Source organism: Psychromarinibacter sp. S121 (genome assembly GCF_049801035.1).
In the GTDB taxonomy this organism is placed as follows: Bacteria; Pseudomonadota; Alphaproteobacteria; order Rhodobacterales; family Rhodobacteraceae; genus Psychromarinibacter.
Map to the genome: position 1 here is coordinate 111,974 of NZ_JBNAGE010000003.1, position 14,230 is coordinate 126,203.

Annotated in this window: 16 protein-coding genes; 6 read left to right on the top strand and 10 right to left on the bottom strand. The window is 64.9% G+C overall.

Annotation, left to right across the window (positions count from 1 at the left end):
• Window positions 1-126 precede the first annotated feature (126 nt).
• Window positions 127-432, top strand: coding sequence for a DUF4389 domain-containing protein (locus ACP156_RS14275; protein WP_425052028.1), 306 nt, complete (start codon window positions 127-129; stop codon window positions 430-432).
• Between the two features lie 5 nt (window positions 433-437).
• The gene (locus ACP156_RS14280) at window positions 438-725 is read left to right on the top strand and encodes an acylphosphatase (RefSeq protein ID WP_425052029.1); all 288 of its coding nucleotides are present in this window, start codon (window positions 438-440) and stop codon (window positions 723-725) included.
• Here ACP156_RS14280 and ACP156_RS14285 read toward each other — a convergent pair.
• Window positions 722-1,333 carry a hypothetical protein gene (locus ACP156_RS14285; protein WP_425052030.1) on the bottom strand — a complete coding sequence of 204 codons (612 nt, stop codon included), beginning with the start codon at window positions 1,331-1,333 and terminating at the stop codon, window positions 722-724. The genes ACP156_RS14280 and ACP156_RS14285 overlap by 4 nt on opposite strands.
• Before the next feature lie 206 nt (window positions 1,334-1,539).
• Here ACP156_RS14285 and ACP156_RS14290 point away from each other — a divergent pair, with 206 nt between their 5' ends.
• Window positions 1,540-1,731, top strand: coding sequence for a CTP synthetase (locus ACP156_RS14290; RefSeq protein WP_425052031.1), 192 nt, complete (start codon window positions 1,540-1,542; stop codon window positions 1,729-1,731).
• Here ACP156_RS14290 and ACP156_RS14295 read toward each other — a convergent pair.
• Window positions 1,728-2,486, bottom strand: coding sequence for an alpha/beta fold hydrolase (locus tag ACP156_RS14295; protein WP_425052032.1), 759 nt, complete (start codon window positions 2,484-2,486; stop codon window positions 1,728-1,730). The genes ACP156_RS14290 and ACP156_RS14295 overlap by 4 nt on opposite strands.
• An 89-nt stretch (window positions 2,487-2,575) precedes the next feature.
• Between ACP156_RS14295 and ACP156_RS14300 the strand changes: the two genes are divergently transcribed.
• Window positions 2,576-2,950 (top strand): hypothetical protein, encoded by a 375-nt coding sequence (locus ACP156_RS14300; protein WP_425052033.1) that lies wholly within the window; start codon window positions 2,576-2,578, stop codon window positions 2,948-2,950.
• Here the strand turns inward: ACP156_RS14300 and ACP156_RS14305 are convergent.
• From ACP156_RS14305 to glyA, 3 genes are all read right to left on the bottom strand, one after another.
• Window positions 2,947-3,351 carry a (R)-mandelonitrile lyase gene (locus tag ACP156_RS14305; RefSeq protein ID WP_425052034.1) on the bottom strand — a complete coding sequence of 135 codons (405 nt, stop codon included), beginning with the start codon at window positions 3,349-3,351 and terminating at the stop codon, window positions 2,947-2,949. The genes ACP156_RS14300 and ACP156_RS14305 overlap by 4 nt on opposite strands.
• A 66-nt stretch (window positions 3,352-3,417) precedes the next feature.
• Window positions 3,418-4,053, bottom strand: a complete 636-nt coding sequence (locus ACP156_RS14310) for an exonuclease (protein ID WP_425052035.1) — start codon at window positions 4,051-4,053, stop codon at window positions 3,418-3,420.
• A 58-nt stretch (window positions 4,054-4,111) separates the two neighbouring features.
• Window positions 4,112-5,407 carry a serine hydroxymethyltransferase gene (gene glyA / locus ACP156_RS14315; protein WP_425052036.1) on the bottom strand — a complete coding sequence of 432 codons (1,296 nt, stop codon included), beginning with the start codon at window positions 5,405-5,407 and terminating at the stop codon, window positions 4,112-4,114.
• Window positions 5,408-5,570: 163 nt separating this feature from the next.
• On the opposite strand from glyA, the gene ACP156_RS14320 reads away from it, so the two are divergent.
• Together ACP156_RS14320 and ACP156_RS14325 are read left to right on the top strand one after the other, a co-directional pair.
• Window positions 5,571-6,329, top strand: coding sequence for an NAD kinase (locus ACP156_RS14320; protein ID WP_425052037.1), 759 nt, complete (start codon window positions 5,571-5,573; stop codon window positions 6,327-6,329).
• Between the two features lie 520 nt (window positions 6,330-6,849).
• Window positions 6,850-7,044, top strand: coding sequence for a hypothetical protein (locus ACP156_RS14325; RefSeq protein WP_425052038.1), 195 nt, complete (start codon window positions 6,850-6,852; stop codon window positions 7,042-7,044).
• Between the two features lie 49 nt (window positions 7,045-7,093).
• Here ACP156_RS14325 and prpE read toward each other — a convergent pair whose 3' ends face one another.
• The 5 genes from prpE to mgtE form a co-directional block, all read right to left on the bottom strand.
• Window positions 7,094-8,995, bottom strand: a complete 1,902-nt coding sequence (gene prpE, locus ACP156_RS14330) for a propionate-CoA ligase PrpE (protein ID WP_425052039.1) — start codon at window positions 8,993-8,995, stop codon at window positions 7,094-7,096.
• Window positions 8,996-9,391: 396 nt separating this feature from the next.
• The gene (locus ACP156_RS14335; protein ID WP_425052040.1) at window positions 9,392-11,179 is read right to left on the bottom strand and encodes an SLC13 family permease; all 1,788 of its coding nucleotides are present in this window, start codon (window positions 11,177-11,179) and stop codon (window positions 9,392-9,394) included.
• A 144-nt stretch (window positions 11,180-11,323) separates the two neighbouring features.
• The gene (locus tag ACP156_RS14340; protein WP_425052041.1) at window positions 11,324-12,151 is read right to left on the bottom strand and encodes a TIGR00282 family metallophosphoesterase; all 828 of its coding nucleotides are present in this window, start codon (window positions 12,149-12,151) and stop codon (window positions 11,324-11,326) included.
• A 66-nt stretch (window positions 12,152-12,217) separates the two neighbouring features.
• Window positions 12,218-12,781 (bottom strand): 5-formyltetrahydrofolate cyclo-ligase, encoded by a 564-nt coding sequence (locus ACP156_RS14345; RefSeq protein ID WP_425052042.1) that lies wholly within the window; start codon window positions 12,779-12,781, stop codon window positions 12,218-12,220.
• The gene (mgtE, locus tag ACP156_RS14350) at window positions 12,778-14,157 is read right to left on the bottom strand and encodes a magnesium transporter (RefSeq protein WP_425052043.1); all 1,380 of its coding nucleotides are present in this window, start codon (window positions 14,155-14,157) and stop codon (window positions 12,778-12,780) included. Before mgtE ends, ACP156_RS14345 begins: the two co-directional genes overlap by 4 nt.
• Window positions 14,158-14,230 lie beyond the last annotated feature (73 nt).

Here is a 14,230-nt window from a genome sequence, read left to right on the forward strand (position 1 = left end):
TGCCATTGGCTTAGCCGCGCCATGTGAAGCTTCTGCGACGGTAGGGGCCCGTACCTGCCGATCTTGCGTCCGTCCGCCACCCGCCTAACATGAGCGCCGAATCCGATGGGTCGTGGAGGCGGTGCGATGAGCGATGAACATGACAAGTTCCAAGGGCGTGTGAGCGGCCCTCAGTTCGAACCGCGCGAGAAGGATGGCCTGTTCATCCGGCTGGTCTTCATGATCCTGATCTGGGTGATGCTGTCGCTGGCCAGCACGGTGCTTGGCGTTGCGACGGTGATCCAGTTCGTCGTGATGGTGATCAACAAGGGCGAGCCGAACCCGCGTCTGGCCGAGTTCGGCGAGTCGCTGGGCATCTGGATCGCCAAGGCCGCGCGCTATCAGACAGCGGCAAGCGACGTGAAGCCCTGGCCCTGGACCGAGTTGGACTGAGACCAGTGGCCGACACGCTGATCGAGGCGCGGGTGACCGGCAAGGTGCAGGGTGTCTGGTTCCGCGCCTGGACACGGGAACAGGCCGTCGCGCTGGGCCTGCGGGGCTGGGTCAGGAACGAGCCCGACGGAGCGGTTCGCGCGCTGCTGGTCGGACCCGAGGCAACCGTCAAAAGAATGGTCGACCTGTTGCACCAAGGCCCGGACCGCGCCCGGGTGGACGCGGTGGAAACCCGCAGCGCCACGATCGCCGCCGACGGAGAGTCCGCCGGCGGTTTCGAGATCCGCCGTTAGTTCCGCTTTTTCGAGCCGCTGTTCTTCGACTGCCCGCCCGTAGAGAACGGATCGTCCGAGAACGGATCGCCGGCCGTTTCATCTTCAAGCCGCGGCGCGACGCGCGATTGCTCGCGCTGGCAGTTCTCGACCTCGTCCCACGCCCGGCGCGATCCGGTCAGCTTCAGATTGTCGATTTCGGCGCCGTTGTAAGAGATAGACATATTCAGCGCGGCCTGGAATTCGTTGATGAATTCCATCTTGGTCGACTGCGCGTGCAGATAGACGGTCTCGCCCGGATTGAACTGAAGCCCGGTGGCCGAAACGTCCCAGACAGGCCGGCTGCCGAACCGGATTTGCAGGTCATACGCCTGTTCGTCCCGCAGCGAGGTCCATTTGTCGTTGCCAATCAGAAAATAGAAATTGTCCTTCTCGGGATTGCGGCCGATGCGAAGCACGGTGCCGCCGTTCCAGGATGCCAATGCGTAGCAGCCATTGCCGATGGTCGCGTCGACCGAGATGTCCCAGTCGCCCACCGACTTCCACAGGGTTCCGTCCTGCGCGTGGGTGGGGCCGGCGAAAGCGGCCAAAGCCAGGCCGAGGGCAAGGGTCAAGTCTTTGACGAACATGGATGAAGCCTCCGAAAATGCACTTGCAGCGATTTTCGCATGACCCTCTGTGTTCAGGCAAGTCAGGTTGTCCGGAATTTGAACGGGATTCGGTATATCCCGGCTCTCTTTATGCGAGTGTCAGGGGCATCGGCGCGGGCTTGATCTGGGTCAACGAAACATTCTTTTCCGTGAATGCATGTTCGCGCCCGAGACTGAAACGCAGGATGGAGGCCAGGATGCTCAGGCTGGCGATGACCTTGTTCTCGATGATCGCGACAACGCTGATGGGGACCTTCGTGGTGGTGGCGCTTGTCACCGGATACGACACGCTTGTTCCGCTGGTCACGGCGGCGGCGCTGGGTCTGGTGGTGTCGGTGCCCGCGTCGTGGCTGATCGCGCGGGGGCTGTCGTCCTAGGCGTCGAACCAAGTGTGCAGGGTTGCCACGAACTCGCGCGGCTTGTCTGCGTGCAGCCAGTGGCCCGCGCCGGGAAGCTTGGCGAAGCGGGCATTGGGGAAGTAGCCCTTGATACGCTCACGATGCTCGGGAAGCACATAGTCGCTTTCGGCGCCGGACAGGAACAATGCGGGGGTTTCCACCTGTCCGTCGATCTGCGGCCAGCCGGTGATGCCCGACATCTCGGCGTCGAGCACGTCGAGATTCAGCCGCCACATCTTCTCTTTCACGTCCAGCGACTGCAGCAGGAACGCGCGGGTGCCCCGGTCGGTAACCTCGGATTGCAGCGCCCGGTCGGCGTCGCTGCGCGTAGAGACGGCTGACAGGTCCACGCCCCGCATCGCGGCGATCAGGTGGCTTTGAGAATGCGTATAGGCCACCGGCGCGATGTCCCCCACCAGCAGCCGGCGCACCAGCTCCGGGCGCGTCAGAGTCAGCACCATCGCCGCCTTGCCGCCCATCGAATGCCCGACGACGTCCGCGTGCCCACCGTGCGCCATGATCACCTCGGCCAGATCGCCCGCCATGTCGTGATAGCTTTGGCTGTCCGCGCGCGGGCTTTGTCCGTGGTTGCGCATGTCGACCGTGATCACCTGTCGCGATTCGGCCATGCGCTTGGCGATCGCGCCCCAGTTCCGCGCCGAGCCGAACAGGCCATGCACGATCAGAAGCGGCGGGTGTTGCGTCGGTGCGCCAGTGAGAACGGTGTTTAGCATGGCCGATCCATAGCGCCGGGGGGCAGGGGTGGAAAGGGCCCGCGGTGGCCGGGTAGTCTTGGGTCTGCTGCACACCGGGGGGTTGGGCAATGAACATGACCGATGGTCTGAACGCGCGGTCCGCCGCGCTGGCGACCTTGTTCGAGAAGAAACTGAAGATCCGTGGCGACGGGCTGGAAGAAAAGCTGCGCCACGGCAAGCGCCGCCTGCCGCACTGGGTGCGGGTCGAGGCGGGCAAGCTTGTGGCGGCGCAGCAGCTCGCCGCGCATCCAAAGCTGGCAGCTCAGGTCGATGCCGACGGGCTGGACGTCGCCGCGACGCGGTGCGAGCGCTGGGCGCGCGGCGTCGACCTGTCGCAACAACGGCGGGACGCGGCGCTGCGGATGGTCGCGGGCATCGCGATGAACCTGCTTATCGTCGCCGGCGCGTTCATCGCGTGGCTGGTCTGGTCCGGCAACCTTTAGGCCCGCGCCCCGTCGTATTCTTCGTCCGTGACGTGCTGTTCCCAGTCGATGTGCTTGCCGTCCAGCGCCTCGTGAATGGCAAGGTGGCACATCGCGGTGTCCGGGCCCGCGCCGTGCCAGTGGCGTTCCCCGGGCGGAATCCAGATCGTGTCGCCGGGGCGGATCACCTGGATCTTCTCGCCTTCGGTCTGAAACAGGCCCGACCCCGACACGACGTGCAGCGTCTGGCCCAGCGGATGCGTGTGCCAAGCGGTGCGGGCGCGCGGTTCGAAGGTGACATAGGCCGCCCGGACGCGGGCCGGTTCCGGCGCGTCTACGATGGGATCCTGCCGCACGCGGCCAGTGAAGTATTCGGCGGGAGGCGTGATCGAGGCGCGGGCGCCGGTGGGGGTGAGTTCCATGGGTGTCTCCTTTGTTGCGGGGCAGGAGAACACGCGCATGGCGGGCTTGCCAAGCCCGCGCGACGTTCAGTCGGGTTGCGTCGCGGTGTCGAGAAGGTCTTCGGGCGTCAGTGCACGGGTCCGCAGATGGTGGCGCAGCGTGTGCGCCACTGACAGCGCATCGTCCAATGCATCGTGGGCACGGCGGCCAGGCACCTCGATGCCGTGCCAATCCGCCAGCTCGTTGCTTTGGGTGGTCGTCACCGCCTCGGGCGGCATTCCCGTCTTCAACAAAAGCTGCGCCGCATTGCCGAAGCGGTTCGCGGGGAACGGCGGGGCGATCCCCGCGACGAAGCAGCTGATGCCGATGGCCGTCAGTTCATCCTTGCCCCACGCCCACATCGGGGCCTCGTGGACGAAACCCGTGAAGCGATGCAGCGCTTCCGTCAGGGGAAGACCTTCGGCGGCGAGGGTCTCGGGCGTGATGCCGGTCAGATCGGTGAAATAGGGGTCGAGGCTGCAAGGCGCGCCAAAGCGGTCCAGCGGCGCCACGAAGACCCTCAGTGTGTCGAGCACCGGAAAGTCGTCATCCAGCCCCAGCCGCACCGCGCCGATCTGCGCCAGCAGCGGGTCGGGATCGTGCGGACCACACCAATTGCGCCGCATGGCGCCTTCTGCCGTCAGGAACTCGCAGTCGTAGATGACGGCCGCGGGGCGGTCCATGGCGGGTCCTCCCCGGAAACGGAAAACCCCCGCGCGTTAGGCGCGGGGGTTCGGAGTGTCAGAGAGTCGGGTAGATCGGGAACTTGCGGCACAGCGCGGTGACTTCTGCCTTCACCTTGTCCTCGACCTCGGCGTTGCCGTCCTCGCCATTCGCGGCCAGCCCGTCGATCACCTCGACGATCCAATCGGCGATCTGGCGGAACTCCGGCTCGCCGAAACCGCGGGTGGTCCCGGCGGGGGTGCCCAGACGGATGCCCGAGGTCACGAAGGGCTTCTCCGGGTCGAAGGGCACGCCGTTCTTGTTGCAGGTGATGTGCGCGCGGCCCAGCGCGGCCTCGGCGGCCTTGCCGGTGACGCCCTTGGGACGCAGGTCGGCCAGCATCAGGTGGTTGTCGGTGCCGCCCGACACGATGTCGATGCCGCCCTTCATCAGCTGGTCGGCCATTGCACGCGCGTTGGCCTTCACCTGCGCGGCATAGTCCTTGAACTCGGGGCGCAGCGCCTCGGCAAAGGCGACGGCCTTGCCCGCGATGGCGTGCATCAGCGGCCCGCCCTGCAGACCGGGGAACACGGCCGAGTTGATCTTCTTCGCGATCGCCTCGTCATTGGTCAGGATCAGGCCGCCGCGCGGACCACGCAGCGATTTGTGCGTGGTCGAGGTGACGACGTGGGCGTGCGGAACCGGCGAGGCATGGACGCCACCGGCCACGAGGCCCGCGATATGCGCCATGTCCACGTGCAGGTAGGCGCCGACCTCGTCCGCGATGGCGCGGAACGCGGCCCAGTCCCACTCGCGCGAATAGGCGGTGCCGCCGGCGAGGATCAGCTTCGGCTTGTGCTCCAGCGCCTTGGCGCGGATCTCGTCCATGTCCAGCAGGTTGTCCTGCTGGCGGACGCCGTAGGACACGACGTTGAACCACTTGCCGGACATGTTGACCGGCGAACCGTGGGTCAGGTGGCCGCCCGAGTTCAGGTCGAGCCCCATGAAGGTGTCGCCCGGCTGAAGCAGCGCCAGGAACACGGCCTGGTTCATCTGCGAACCCGAGTTCGGCTGCACGTTGGCAAAGCCCGCGCCGAACAGTTCCTTGGCGCGCTCGATGGCCAGCGTCTCGGCCACGTCGACATACTGGCAGCCGCCGTAATAGCGCTTGCCCGGATAGCCTTCGGCGTACTTGTTGGTCATGATCGAGCCCTGCGCCTGCAGGACGGCCAGCGAGACGATGTTCTCGGAGGCGATCAGTTCGATCTCGTCCTGCTGACGACCCAGTTCGTCCTGGATGGCGCCGAACAGTTCGGGGTCGCGGTCAGAGAGGTTTTCGGTGAAGAAGCCGGAATCGCGGTGTGGCGCGTTCATGGGTACTTTCCCTTCGGGCAGCCTTGGATTTGCCCGGCCTCTTACCGCACCGCGGCCCCGGTATGAAGCCCCCTAAACGACGCGCCGTGTCGCTTGCGCGGCATCGGGCGGTTTTCCTTGTGTTTTCTTTCCTCGCTTGCAATCTGACCCAAGGAGCGCGCCGATGCAGAAGATCGCCTTCGTGGCAAACGATACCGAGGTCGCCCGGACGGCCCTGACCGAACTGGCGGGGCGCTACGGGTCCGCAAAGCTGGAAGAGGCAGACGTGATCGTCGCGCTGGGCGGCGACGGTTTCATGCTTCAAACCTTGCACGGCACCATGCATCTGGATGTCCCGGTCTACGGAATGAACCGGGGCACCGTGGGCTTTCTGATGAACGGCTACAGCGACGACAACCTGATCGAGCGCTTGGAACAGGCCGAGGAAACCGTGATCCACCCGCTTCACATGAAGGCGGAAACGCCAGAGGGGCGGATTCACGAAGCGCTTGCGATAAACGAGGTATCGCTGCTGCGCGCGGGTCCGCAGGCGGCGAAGCTGCGCATCACCGTCGACACGCGGGTCCGGATGGAAGAACTGGTCTGCGACGGCGCGCTGGTGTCGACCCCGGCCGGTTCGACGGCCTACAACTACTCGGCCCACGGACCCATCCTGCCGATCGGGTCCGACGTGCTGGCGCTGACGGCCATCGCGCCGTTCCGGCCCCGCCGTTGGCGCGGTGCGCTGCTGCCGATGACAGCGGCGGTCCGTTTCGACGTTCTGGAGCCCGAGAAGCGTCCGGTTATGGCCGATGCCGACAGCCGTGCGGTCGAGCGGGTGACCTCGGTCGAGATTCGGGCGGATCGCTCGGTCCGCCACCGGCTGATGTTCGATCCCGGCCACGGACTTGAGGAACGACTGATCAGCGAACAATTCGTCTGACCGTTGGCCGCGCGGCTAACGCAGAGTAAGTTTGTTTCGCCGGTTACTTCAAACATGTAATGTTTCTGCGGCTTTTCTAAGCGGGTTTTGTTTCTGCGGGGCAAGGGATGGTCTGGTTTTCCAGACTTGCCCGCCAGATCAAAGCTTTCGGACCTGTATGCAAATCAGGGGAAGTCCTTGATGTAGTATAAATCTTGATTATTGGTGCGATAAGAAGGAATGAGCGATTTTTCACAGCATTAATTTTAGGTATCGTTGTAAACTGCGAAAGGATCCTCAAGTTTAATTCACAAGATATCAATTTATCGTCAGTTTTTCTGATTTGTTATTTATCTACGTTCGGTTGTTTTTCATCAATTTTTCTGGAAAGTCACAACTTTTGGGTGTGTGATGGCCAAGTAGTACTTGCCGCGTTGTTGTCTTGATAGCGCATACTAGCGTCAATTTTCTGCCATCGGCCCGCAGTAACTTGCTGCTGCCAATGCGCCGGAACTAGGGTAGTCCCAGTAAGGAGTGGCTCATGTTGGAAACACCGGAAAGCCGTACAGTGATGATGCTGTACGAACTTCAGCGGGAAGTGCGCGAGATGCGCCGCGAGATGAAGGTTCGCTTCGATGCGATGGAGGCCCGGCTTGCCGGGGCGGAAGCCCGTCTTGCAGGTCTGACCGGCGACAGCGCCGATCCCCATCCGACAGTGCTTCCGAAAGAACACTGAACCACGCCGGCGCCCCCGGATCGCTCCGGAGGCCGCCGTTGTTCCTTCTTCAGCTGGCGACTGCCAGCGGGTATCCAAGATCGCCGACCGCGACGCGGATCTCGTCCAGGATCGCGGGATCGTCGATGGTGGCGGGCATCTTGAAATCCTGACCGTCCGCGATCTTCACCATCGTCGCCCGCAGGATCTTTCCCGATCGTGTCTTCGGCAGCCGGTCGACCACCGTCACCAGCTTGAACGCGGCCACCGGTCCGATCTTGTCGCGCACCAGCTTAACGCATTCCTTCGCGATCTCGTCATGGGGCCGGTTCACACCGGTGGTCAGGCAGACAAAGCCCATCGGCAGCTGACCTTTCAGCGCATCCGTGACACCGATCACCGCGCATTCCGCGACGTCGGGGTGCGAGGCCAGAACCTCTTCCATTCCGCCCGTCGACAGGCGGTGTCCGGCCACGTTGATCACGTCATCGGTGCGGGCCATGATCCACAGATAGCCGTCCTCGTCCTTCATCCCCGCGTCGCCGGTCTCGTAATAGCCGGGGAAGTGGGACAGGTAGGATTTCTTGAACCGCTCGGGCGCGTTCCACAGGGTCGGAAGCGTGCCCGGCGGCAACGGCAGCTTGACCGCGATGGCGCCCAGAGTGCCCGGCGCGACCTCGTGGCCCTCGTCATCCAGGATGCGGATGTCATATCCCGGCATCGCAACGGTCGGAGAGCCGATCTTGACCGGTAGCGCCTCGATCCCTGCCGGGTTGCCGGCGATGGTCCAGCCGGTCTCGGTCTGCCACCAGTGGTCGTATACCGGCTTGCCGGTCATTTGCTGCGTCCACTCGATCGTGTCGGGATCGGCGCGCTCGCCCGCAAGGTAGATCGCGCGCAGGTGCGACAGGTCGTACTTCTTGATGAACTCGCCCTTCGGGTCCTCGCGTTTCACGGCGCGGAAGGCGGTGGGGGCGGTGAAGAAGCTGCGTACCTTGTGCTCCGAGATCACCCGCCAGAACGTACCGGCGTCAGGGGTGCCGATCGGTTTGCCTTCAAAGACGATAGTGGTGTTGCCGTGGACCAGCGGACCATAGCAGATATAGCTGTGACCCACGACCCAGCCGACGTCGGACGCGGCCCAGAACACGTCACCGGGATCGACGTTGTAGATGTTCTTCATCGTCCAGTTCAAAGCCACAAGGTGCCCGGCGGTCGGTCGGACAACCCCTTTCGGCTGGCCTGTCGTTCCCGAGGTATAGAGGATGTAGGCCGGGTGGTTGCCCTCGACCGGCACGCATTCGGCGGGTTCGACACCGAACTGGAACCCGTGCCAGTTCACGTCACGGCCTTCCTCCAGATGCGCCACTTCCTGCTCGCGCTGGAAGATCACGCAGAACTCCGGCTGGTGCTCGGACAGGGCAAGCGCGCCGTCCAGCAAGGGCTTGTAGTGAACGATCCGCCCCGGCTCGATCCCGCAGGAGGCGGCGATGATGCACTTGGGCTTGCAGTCGTCGACCCGCACCGCAAGCTCGTTCGCGGCAAAGCCGCCGAACACGACCGAATGGACCGCGCCGATCCGCGCGCAGGCCAGCATCGCCTCCAGCGCCTCGGGGATCATCGGCATGTAGATGATGACGCGGTCGCCCTTTTCGACGCCCTTGGCCCGAAGCGCACCCGCCAACTGCGCCACGCGGTTGCGCAGGTTCACGTAGGTGATGCGGCGGGTGACGCCCGAAACGGGGCTGTCTTGGATGATCGCGACCTGATCGCCGCGTCCGGCTTCGACATGACGGTCGACCGCGTTCCAGCAGGCATTGACCTTGGCATCCGCGAACCACTCGTAGAAATGGTCGCCCCGGTCGAACAACGCCTGCTTTGGCGGCTCGACCCAGTCGATGGCCTCGGCCTGTTTCAGCCAGTAGCCCTCTGGGTCATCCTGCCACGACTTGTAGACGTCCGCGTATGCCATTGTATGCATCCTCCTCGCTCCTGACCGGGAAATTACTCGGGGGAAAGGCGTTCGGGCAAGCCGCGTGACTGCGCTATCCGGTCACTGTTGGCGATAACGTGCCCGTGAACAGGCGCATGGCCAATCGGGCGGTCTGATCACGAGTTGTGTTTCAGCGCGGATGTGAATTGCAGACTCGCGGAAAAAGGCGCTGAGATTCTCGCGTGGCGGGCAATTACGCCGCGCCATTCACCAAGGATGAACGCCCATGGGCGACAAGAAACCCGCGCCGAAGAAGGCTGGCGGGACGAAGCCGAAGTAACCCCGAAACAGCGTGAAAAAGGCCCGCGCCGCCCCATCCCGGACGGCGCGGTTTTGTCTCTGGCAACACCGGCAGTCCCGCCCGCACCGTCGGCCCTACGGCATCAGCGGCCAGATCAGCGGAATCAGGGCAGAGGCCAGCAGGCCGACGCTCAGGTTCAGCGGTATGCCCACTTTCAGGAAGTCCGTGAACCGATAGCCGCCGGGGCCGTAGACCATCATGTTGGTCTGATAGCCGATGGGCGTGGCGAAGCTTGCCGAGGCGGCGACCATCACCGCCACCACCAACGGCCGCGCGTCGAAGCCCATGGCGTCGGCCAGAGCGATGGCGATGGGCGTGACGACCACGGCGACCGCGTTGTTCGATACCAATTCAGTCAGCACCGAGGTTAGAAGGTACACCGCCCAGATCACGAAGAACGGCGGCAACTGTGTCAAAGCCGGTGCGATGGCGCGCACGATCAGTTCGACCGCCCCCGTCGCCTCTAGCGCCGCGCCGATGGCCAGCATCGAGAAGATCAGCGCCAGCAACCGCCCGTCGACAAAGCCGAAGGCCTCGTCCGCGTCGATGCATCGGGTGATCAGCACGGTCGCCACGGCGATCACCGCCAACATCAGGATCGGCGCCACGCCAAGGGCGGCCAGCACGACGATCAGCAGCAGCGCACCGACGGCAATGGGGGCATGGCTGCGGCGGAAGCCACGGGCGGCGGGGCGGGTGACATCGACAAGGTCCATGTCCTGCGCCAGCCGCTGAATATCCTCGGCCGCGCCTTCCAGCAGCAGCGTGTCGCCCACGTGGACGACAAGGTCGTCCAGCTGCCGCCCGATGTTCTGGTTCCGGCGATGGACGGCCAGCGGGTACACACCGTAGCGACGCCGCAGGCGCAGGTCGCCCAGACGCCGGCCGACCATGCGGCAGCCCGGCGTGATCAGCACCTCGACCGTCTGCGTCTCGACCGCCGAAATCTGATCAACGCGCTTCAAAGACTTGTTCCGCTGGAGGCTGAGAAGTTCGGTCATCTGCGTCCGCAGGACAACCCGGTCGCCCACCTGCAACTCGACCCCGTCAAGGTTGCGGCGCAGGGACTCGTCGCCGCGGATCACGTCGATCAGACGCACGCCGTCCCGCTTGAACAGTTGGACGCCCAGCACCTCGCGGCCGATCAGGTTGCTGTCGGGCGGGATCACCGCCTCGGTAAAGAACTTCATCCGCGACCGGCCGGTCGACAGCATGTCGGCCATGCTGTCCCGCGCGGGCAGCAGGCGCGGAGCGATGACCCGCAGATACAGCGCGCCCCATGCGACGAGGGCCAGACCCAGCGGCGTCACCTCGAAGATGGTGAAGGGGGCAAGGCCGTAGCTGCGCGCGACACCGTCCACCAGCAGGTTCGTCGAGGTTCCGATCAGCGTCAGCGTCCCGCCAAGGATCGCGCCGTAACTCAGCGGGATCAGCAGTTTCGATGCCGGCATGTCCAGCTTGTGCGCCAGTTGCACGAAGACCGGGATCATGACCACGACGACCGGCGTGTTGTTCACCACCGCCGACGCGGCGACGACGAAGGCCATCAGCATCGCGATGGTGGCCTTGGGATTGGTGGTCACGCGTCTTTGGGCGCTTTGGGTAAACGCCTCCAACGCGCCTGTCCGGACCAGCGCGCCCATCACGATGAACATCGCGGCGATGGTCCACGGGGCAGGGTTGGAAAGCACTTCCAGCCCGCGATCATAGGGCAGAAGGCCCAGCACCAGCATCAGCGCCACGCCCCCGATGGCGACGACTTCGGTCGGAAAGGCCTCGCGGACGAACAGCGCGAACATCAGGGCAACGACGCCTAGCGTCACGAAAGCCTGTGTCTCGGGCGTGAGGAACGGTTGGATCATTCGGCGAGTGTCCGTGTCGGGCCAGTCGGTTGCAAACCGGAACGCATCCTTACGTGCTGCCGCGCCGCGCACAAGCGGCGGCGCCACGATTGCGGGTGTCACTGTGGCTCTGCCGCCGTGGCGTGCAGCCGGTCACCCGGTCGCTCACGCGCTGGGCGTCCCCGGCCCGGACGGGGCAAGGCGGCCGCCCTGGCGCACCATCTCGACCCGTGTGGCCTTGCCAGTCAGGTCGTCGGTCTCGACGTAAAGGCCCGAAACCGTGCCTTCGCCCTCGGCGGGCTTGAAACGGCCACCGGGCATGCCCGTGATGAACCGGCGCAGCGGTTCGGACTTCTCCATCCCTATGACAGAGTTGTAGTCGCCGCACATCCCCGCGTCGGATTGGAAAGCGGTGCCGCCCGGCAGGATCATCGCGTCGCCGGTCGGGACATGGGTATGCGTCCCCACCACGACCGAGGCGCGTCCGTCGCACCAGTGGCCCATCGCCATCTTCTCGGACGTCGCTTCGCAATGGATGTCGACAAGGATCGCCTGCGCCTGACCGCCCAGCGGATGCGCCTTCAGCGTTCTTTCCAGCGCCGAGAACGGATCGTCGAACGGACGCTTCATGAACACCTGTCCCAGCGCCTGCGTCACCAGCACCTTACGGCCGCGTGTCGCTTCGAACACGCGCGCGCCCTGACCCGGAGCGGACTTGGCATAGTTCAACGGGCGGACGATACGCGGCTCGGTCTCGATGAATTGCAGCATGTCGCGCTGGTCGAAGGCATGATCGCCCAGCGTCAGGCAGTCGGCGCCCGCCTCGAGAAGCAGCTTGGCATGCGCGCCGGACAGTCCGACGCCATTGGTCGCGTTCTCGCCGTTGACCACGACGAAATCGAGCGACCACTCGGATCGAAGCCGCGGCAGGTGGGTTGTGATCGCGTCGCGCCCGGAACGGCCCACGACATCGCCAAGGAAGAGAATTCGCATGGGGTGAAGGGGTAGGCCGGGGCGGGGGGCAAGGGCAAGGGGAAAGCGCCGGACAAGGGGCGCCGGTCAGGCGAAGGTCAGCGTCTCTGCCTCGGTCACGATGGCGTCCAGAGGCTGATCCGTTGGTTCCAGCGGCAGGCTGTCGGTTTCCTGCGCGGCCCACGCAAAGCCCACGGCCACAACCGGACCGTTGGCGCGCAGACGTTCCAGCGTCCGGTCGTAAAAGCCGCCGCCATACCCGATCCGCGCGCCGTCACAGGTAAAGGCGACCAGCGGCACGATGACGATCCGGGGGGTCATCGGGCGGGCGTCCGCGGGAACGCGCGCGCCGAAGGGCCCGTCCTGCATCTCGGTCTCGGGTGTCCAAAGGTGAAAGTGCAGCGGCAGGCCCGCGGCCTCGATCACCGGTACGCCGACCTGCGCCGTGCCTGCGTGCAGGGCCATCGCCGGAAGCGGGTCGATCTCGGTCCGCATCGGCATGTAACCGGCCAAGGGCAGGCCCGCGTGCAGAGCGAGATAGGCCGACAGCCGCGCGGCGCCCGCGCTTCGGTCCCCGGTCTCGAAAGCCTGCTTGCGGCGGGCGAATGCGGCTTCGCGCGCCGCGGTTTTCGCCGCCGCAAGATCGCTCACAGCAGGACCACCGCGGCGAGGCCGAGGAAGGCGAAGAAGCCCACCACATCCGTCACCGTCGTCACGAAAGTCCCCGAGGCCAGCGCCGGGTCGATGTTGAGGCGGTCCAGCACCACAGGGATCACCGTCCCGGCCAGCCCTGCGACCACAAGGTTGATCACCATCGCCGCCGCGATGACCGCGCCCAGCAGCGGCGCGTTGAACCACGCCCAGCCGACCACGCCCATGACGACCGCGAAGATCAGCCCGTTCACCGCGCCCACCAGCACCTCGCGCCGGATGACCCGCAGGACGTTCGACCCGGTAAGGTCCTTCGTCGCGATGGCCCGCACCGCGACCGTCAACGACTGGGTGCCCGCGTTGCCGCCCATCGACGCCACGATCGGCATCAGCACCGCCAGCGCCACGTATTGCGCAATGGTGTCCTCGAACAGCGAGATCACCAGCGACGCGATGATCGCCGTCGCGAGGTTCACCGCCAGCCAGGGCGCGCGCCGCCGGGTCGTGGCGACCACCTTGTCCGAAAGGCTCGACTCGTCGCCGACACCGGCGAGACGCAGGATGTCTTCCTGAGCTTCTTCATCCAGAACGATCATCGCATCGTCGATGGTGATCACGCCGACCAGCTTGCCGTCCTCGTCCACCACCGGCGCGGAAATCAGGTGGTACTGGTTGAACGCATAGGCGACGTCGGCCTCTTTCTCGGTGGCCTCGATGGTGCGGAAGGTCTCTTCCGCGATATCCTTCAGCTTCACGTCCCGCTTGTGGGCAAGGATCTTTCCCAGCGTGACGTTGCCCACCGGGTGATAGCGCGGGTCGACCAGCGTCAGGTGATAGAAGTCATCGGGCAGATCGTCGCGCGACCGCAGCCAGTCGATCGCCTCGCCCACGGTCCAGTGCTCGGGGCCGGCCACGACCTCGCGTTGCATCAGACGCCCGGCGGAATATTCCGGGTAGGACAGCGCCTGCTCGACGGCAAGGCGGTCGTTGTCCTCCAGCGCGTCAAGGATCACCTTCTGCTGGTCGTCTTCGAGGTCCTCGATGATATCGACGACGTCGTCCGATTCCAGTTCACGCACCGCCTCGGACAGGACGTCCGGGGACAGAAGTTCCAGCACCTCTTCCCGAATCGACTCGTCGAGTTCCGACAGCGTGTCGCCGTCGATCTCGTGTACGCTCAGGATCGCCGCGCGCTCGCTGCTGTCGACCTGTTCCAGAAGGTCGGCGATGTCGGCGGGGTGCAGCGGCTCCATCAACTCGTTGACGGTTTCCGCATCCTCCGCCTCGGCGGCCTCGAGGATCGCTAGGACCCGCTCTCTGCCCAGACCATAGCGGTCTTCTTCGCGGGGCTCTTCGGTCGCGGTTTCTTCCACCATGGCCTGCCTCTTTTCGCCGTTTCGCCCGTCATATAGAGGGACCGGCGCGGAAAACAGGGGTCAGTTCCGGATT

What these genes read in the sequence shown, in the direction of transcription:
- ACP156_RS14275 (WP_425052028.1), top strand. Translation starts at nt 127, where the DNA reads ATGAGCGATGAACATGACAAGTTCCAAGGGCGTGTGAGCGGCCCTCAG.
- ACP156_RS14285 (WP_425052030.1), bottom strand. Translation starts at nt 1,333, where the DNA reads ATGTTCGTCAAAGACTTGACCCTTGCCCTCGGCCTGGCTTTGGCCGCT.
- ACP156_RS14290 (WP_425052031.1), top strand. Translation starts at nt 1,540, where the DNA reads ATGGAGGCCAGGATGCTCAGGCTGGCGATGACCTTGTTCTCGATGATC.
- ACP156_RS14295 (WP_425052032.1), bottom strand. Translation starts at nt 2,486, where the DNA reads ATGCTAAACACCGTTCTCACTGGCGCACCGACGCAACACCCGCCGCTT.
- ACP156_RS14300 (WP_425052033.1), top strand. Translation starts at nt 2,576, where the DNA reads ATGAACATGACCGATGGTCTGAACGCGCGGTCCGCCGCGCTGGCGACC.
- ACP156_RS14305 (WP_425052034.1), bottom strand. Translation starts at nt 3,351, where the DNA reads ATGGAACTCACCCCCACCGGCGCCCGCGCCTCGATCACGCCTCCCGCC.
- ACP156_RS14310 (WP_425052035.1), bottom strand. Translation starts at nt 4,053, where the DNA reads ATGGACCGCCCCGCGGCCGTCATCTACGACTGCGAGTTCCTGACGGCA.
- glyA (WP_425052036.1), bottom strand. Translation starts at nt 5,407, where the DNA reads ATGAACGCGCCACACCGCGATTCCGGCTTCTTCACCGAAAACCTCTCT.
- ACP156_RS14320 (WP_425052037.1), top strand. Translation starts at nt 5,571, where the DNA reads ATGCAGAAGATCGCCTTCGTGGCAAACGATACCGAGGTCGCCCGGACG.
- ACP156_RS14325 (WP_425052038.1), top strand. Translation starts at nt 6,850, where the DNA reads ATGTTGGAAACACCGGAAAGCCGTACAGTGATGATGCTGTACGAACTT.
- prpE (WP_425052039.1), bottom strand. Translation starts at nt 8,995, where the DNA reads ATGGCATACGCGGACGTCTACAAGTCGTGGCAGGATGACCCAGAGGGC.
- ACP156_RS14335 (WP_425052040.1), bottom strand. Translation starts at nt 11,179, where the DNA reads ATGATCCAACCGTTCCTCACGCCCGAGACACAGGCTTTCGTGACGCTA.
- ACP156_RS14340 (WP_425052041.1), bottom strand. Translation starts at nt 12,151, where the DNA reads ATGCGAATTCTCTTCCTTGGCGATGTCGTGGGCCGTTCCGGGCGCGAC.
- mgtE (WP_425052043.1), bottom strand. Translation starts at nt 14,157, where the DNA reads ATGGTGGAAGAAACCGCGACCGAAGAGCCCCGCGAAGAAGACCGCTAT.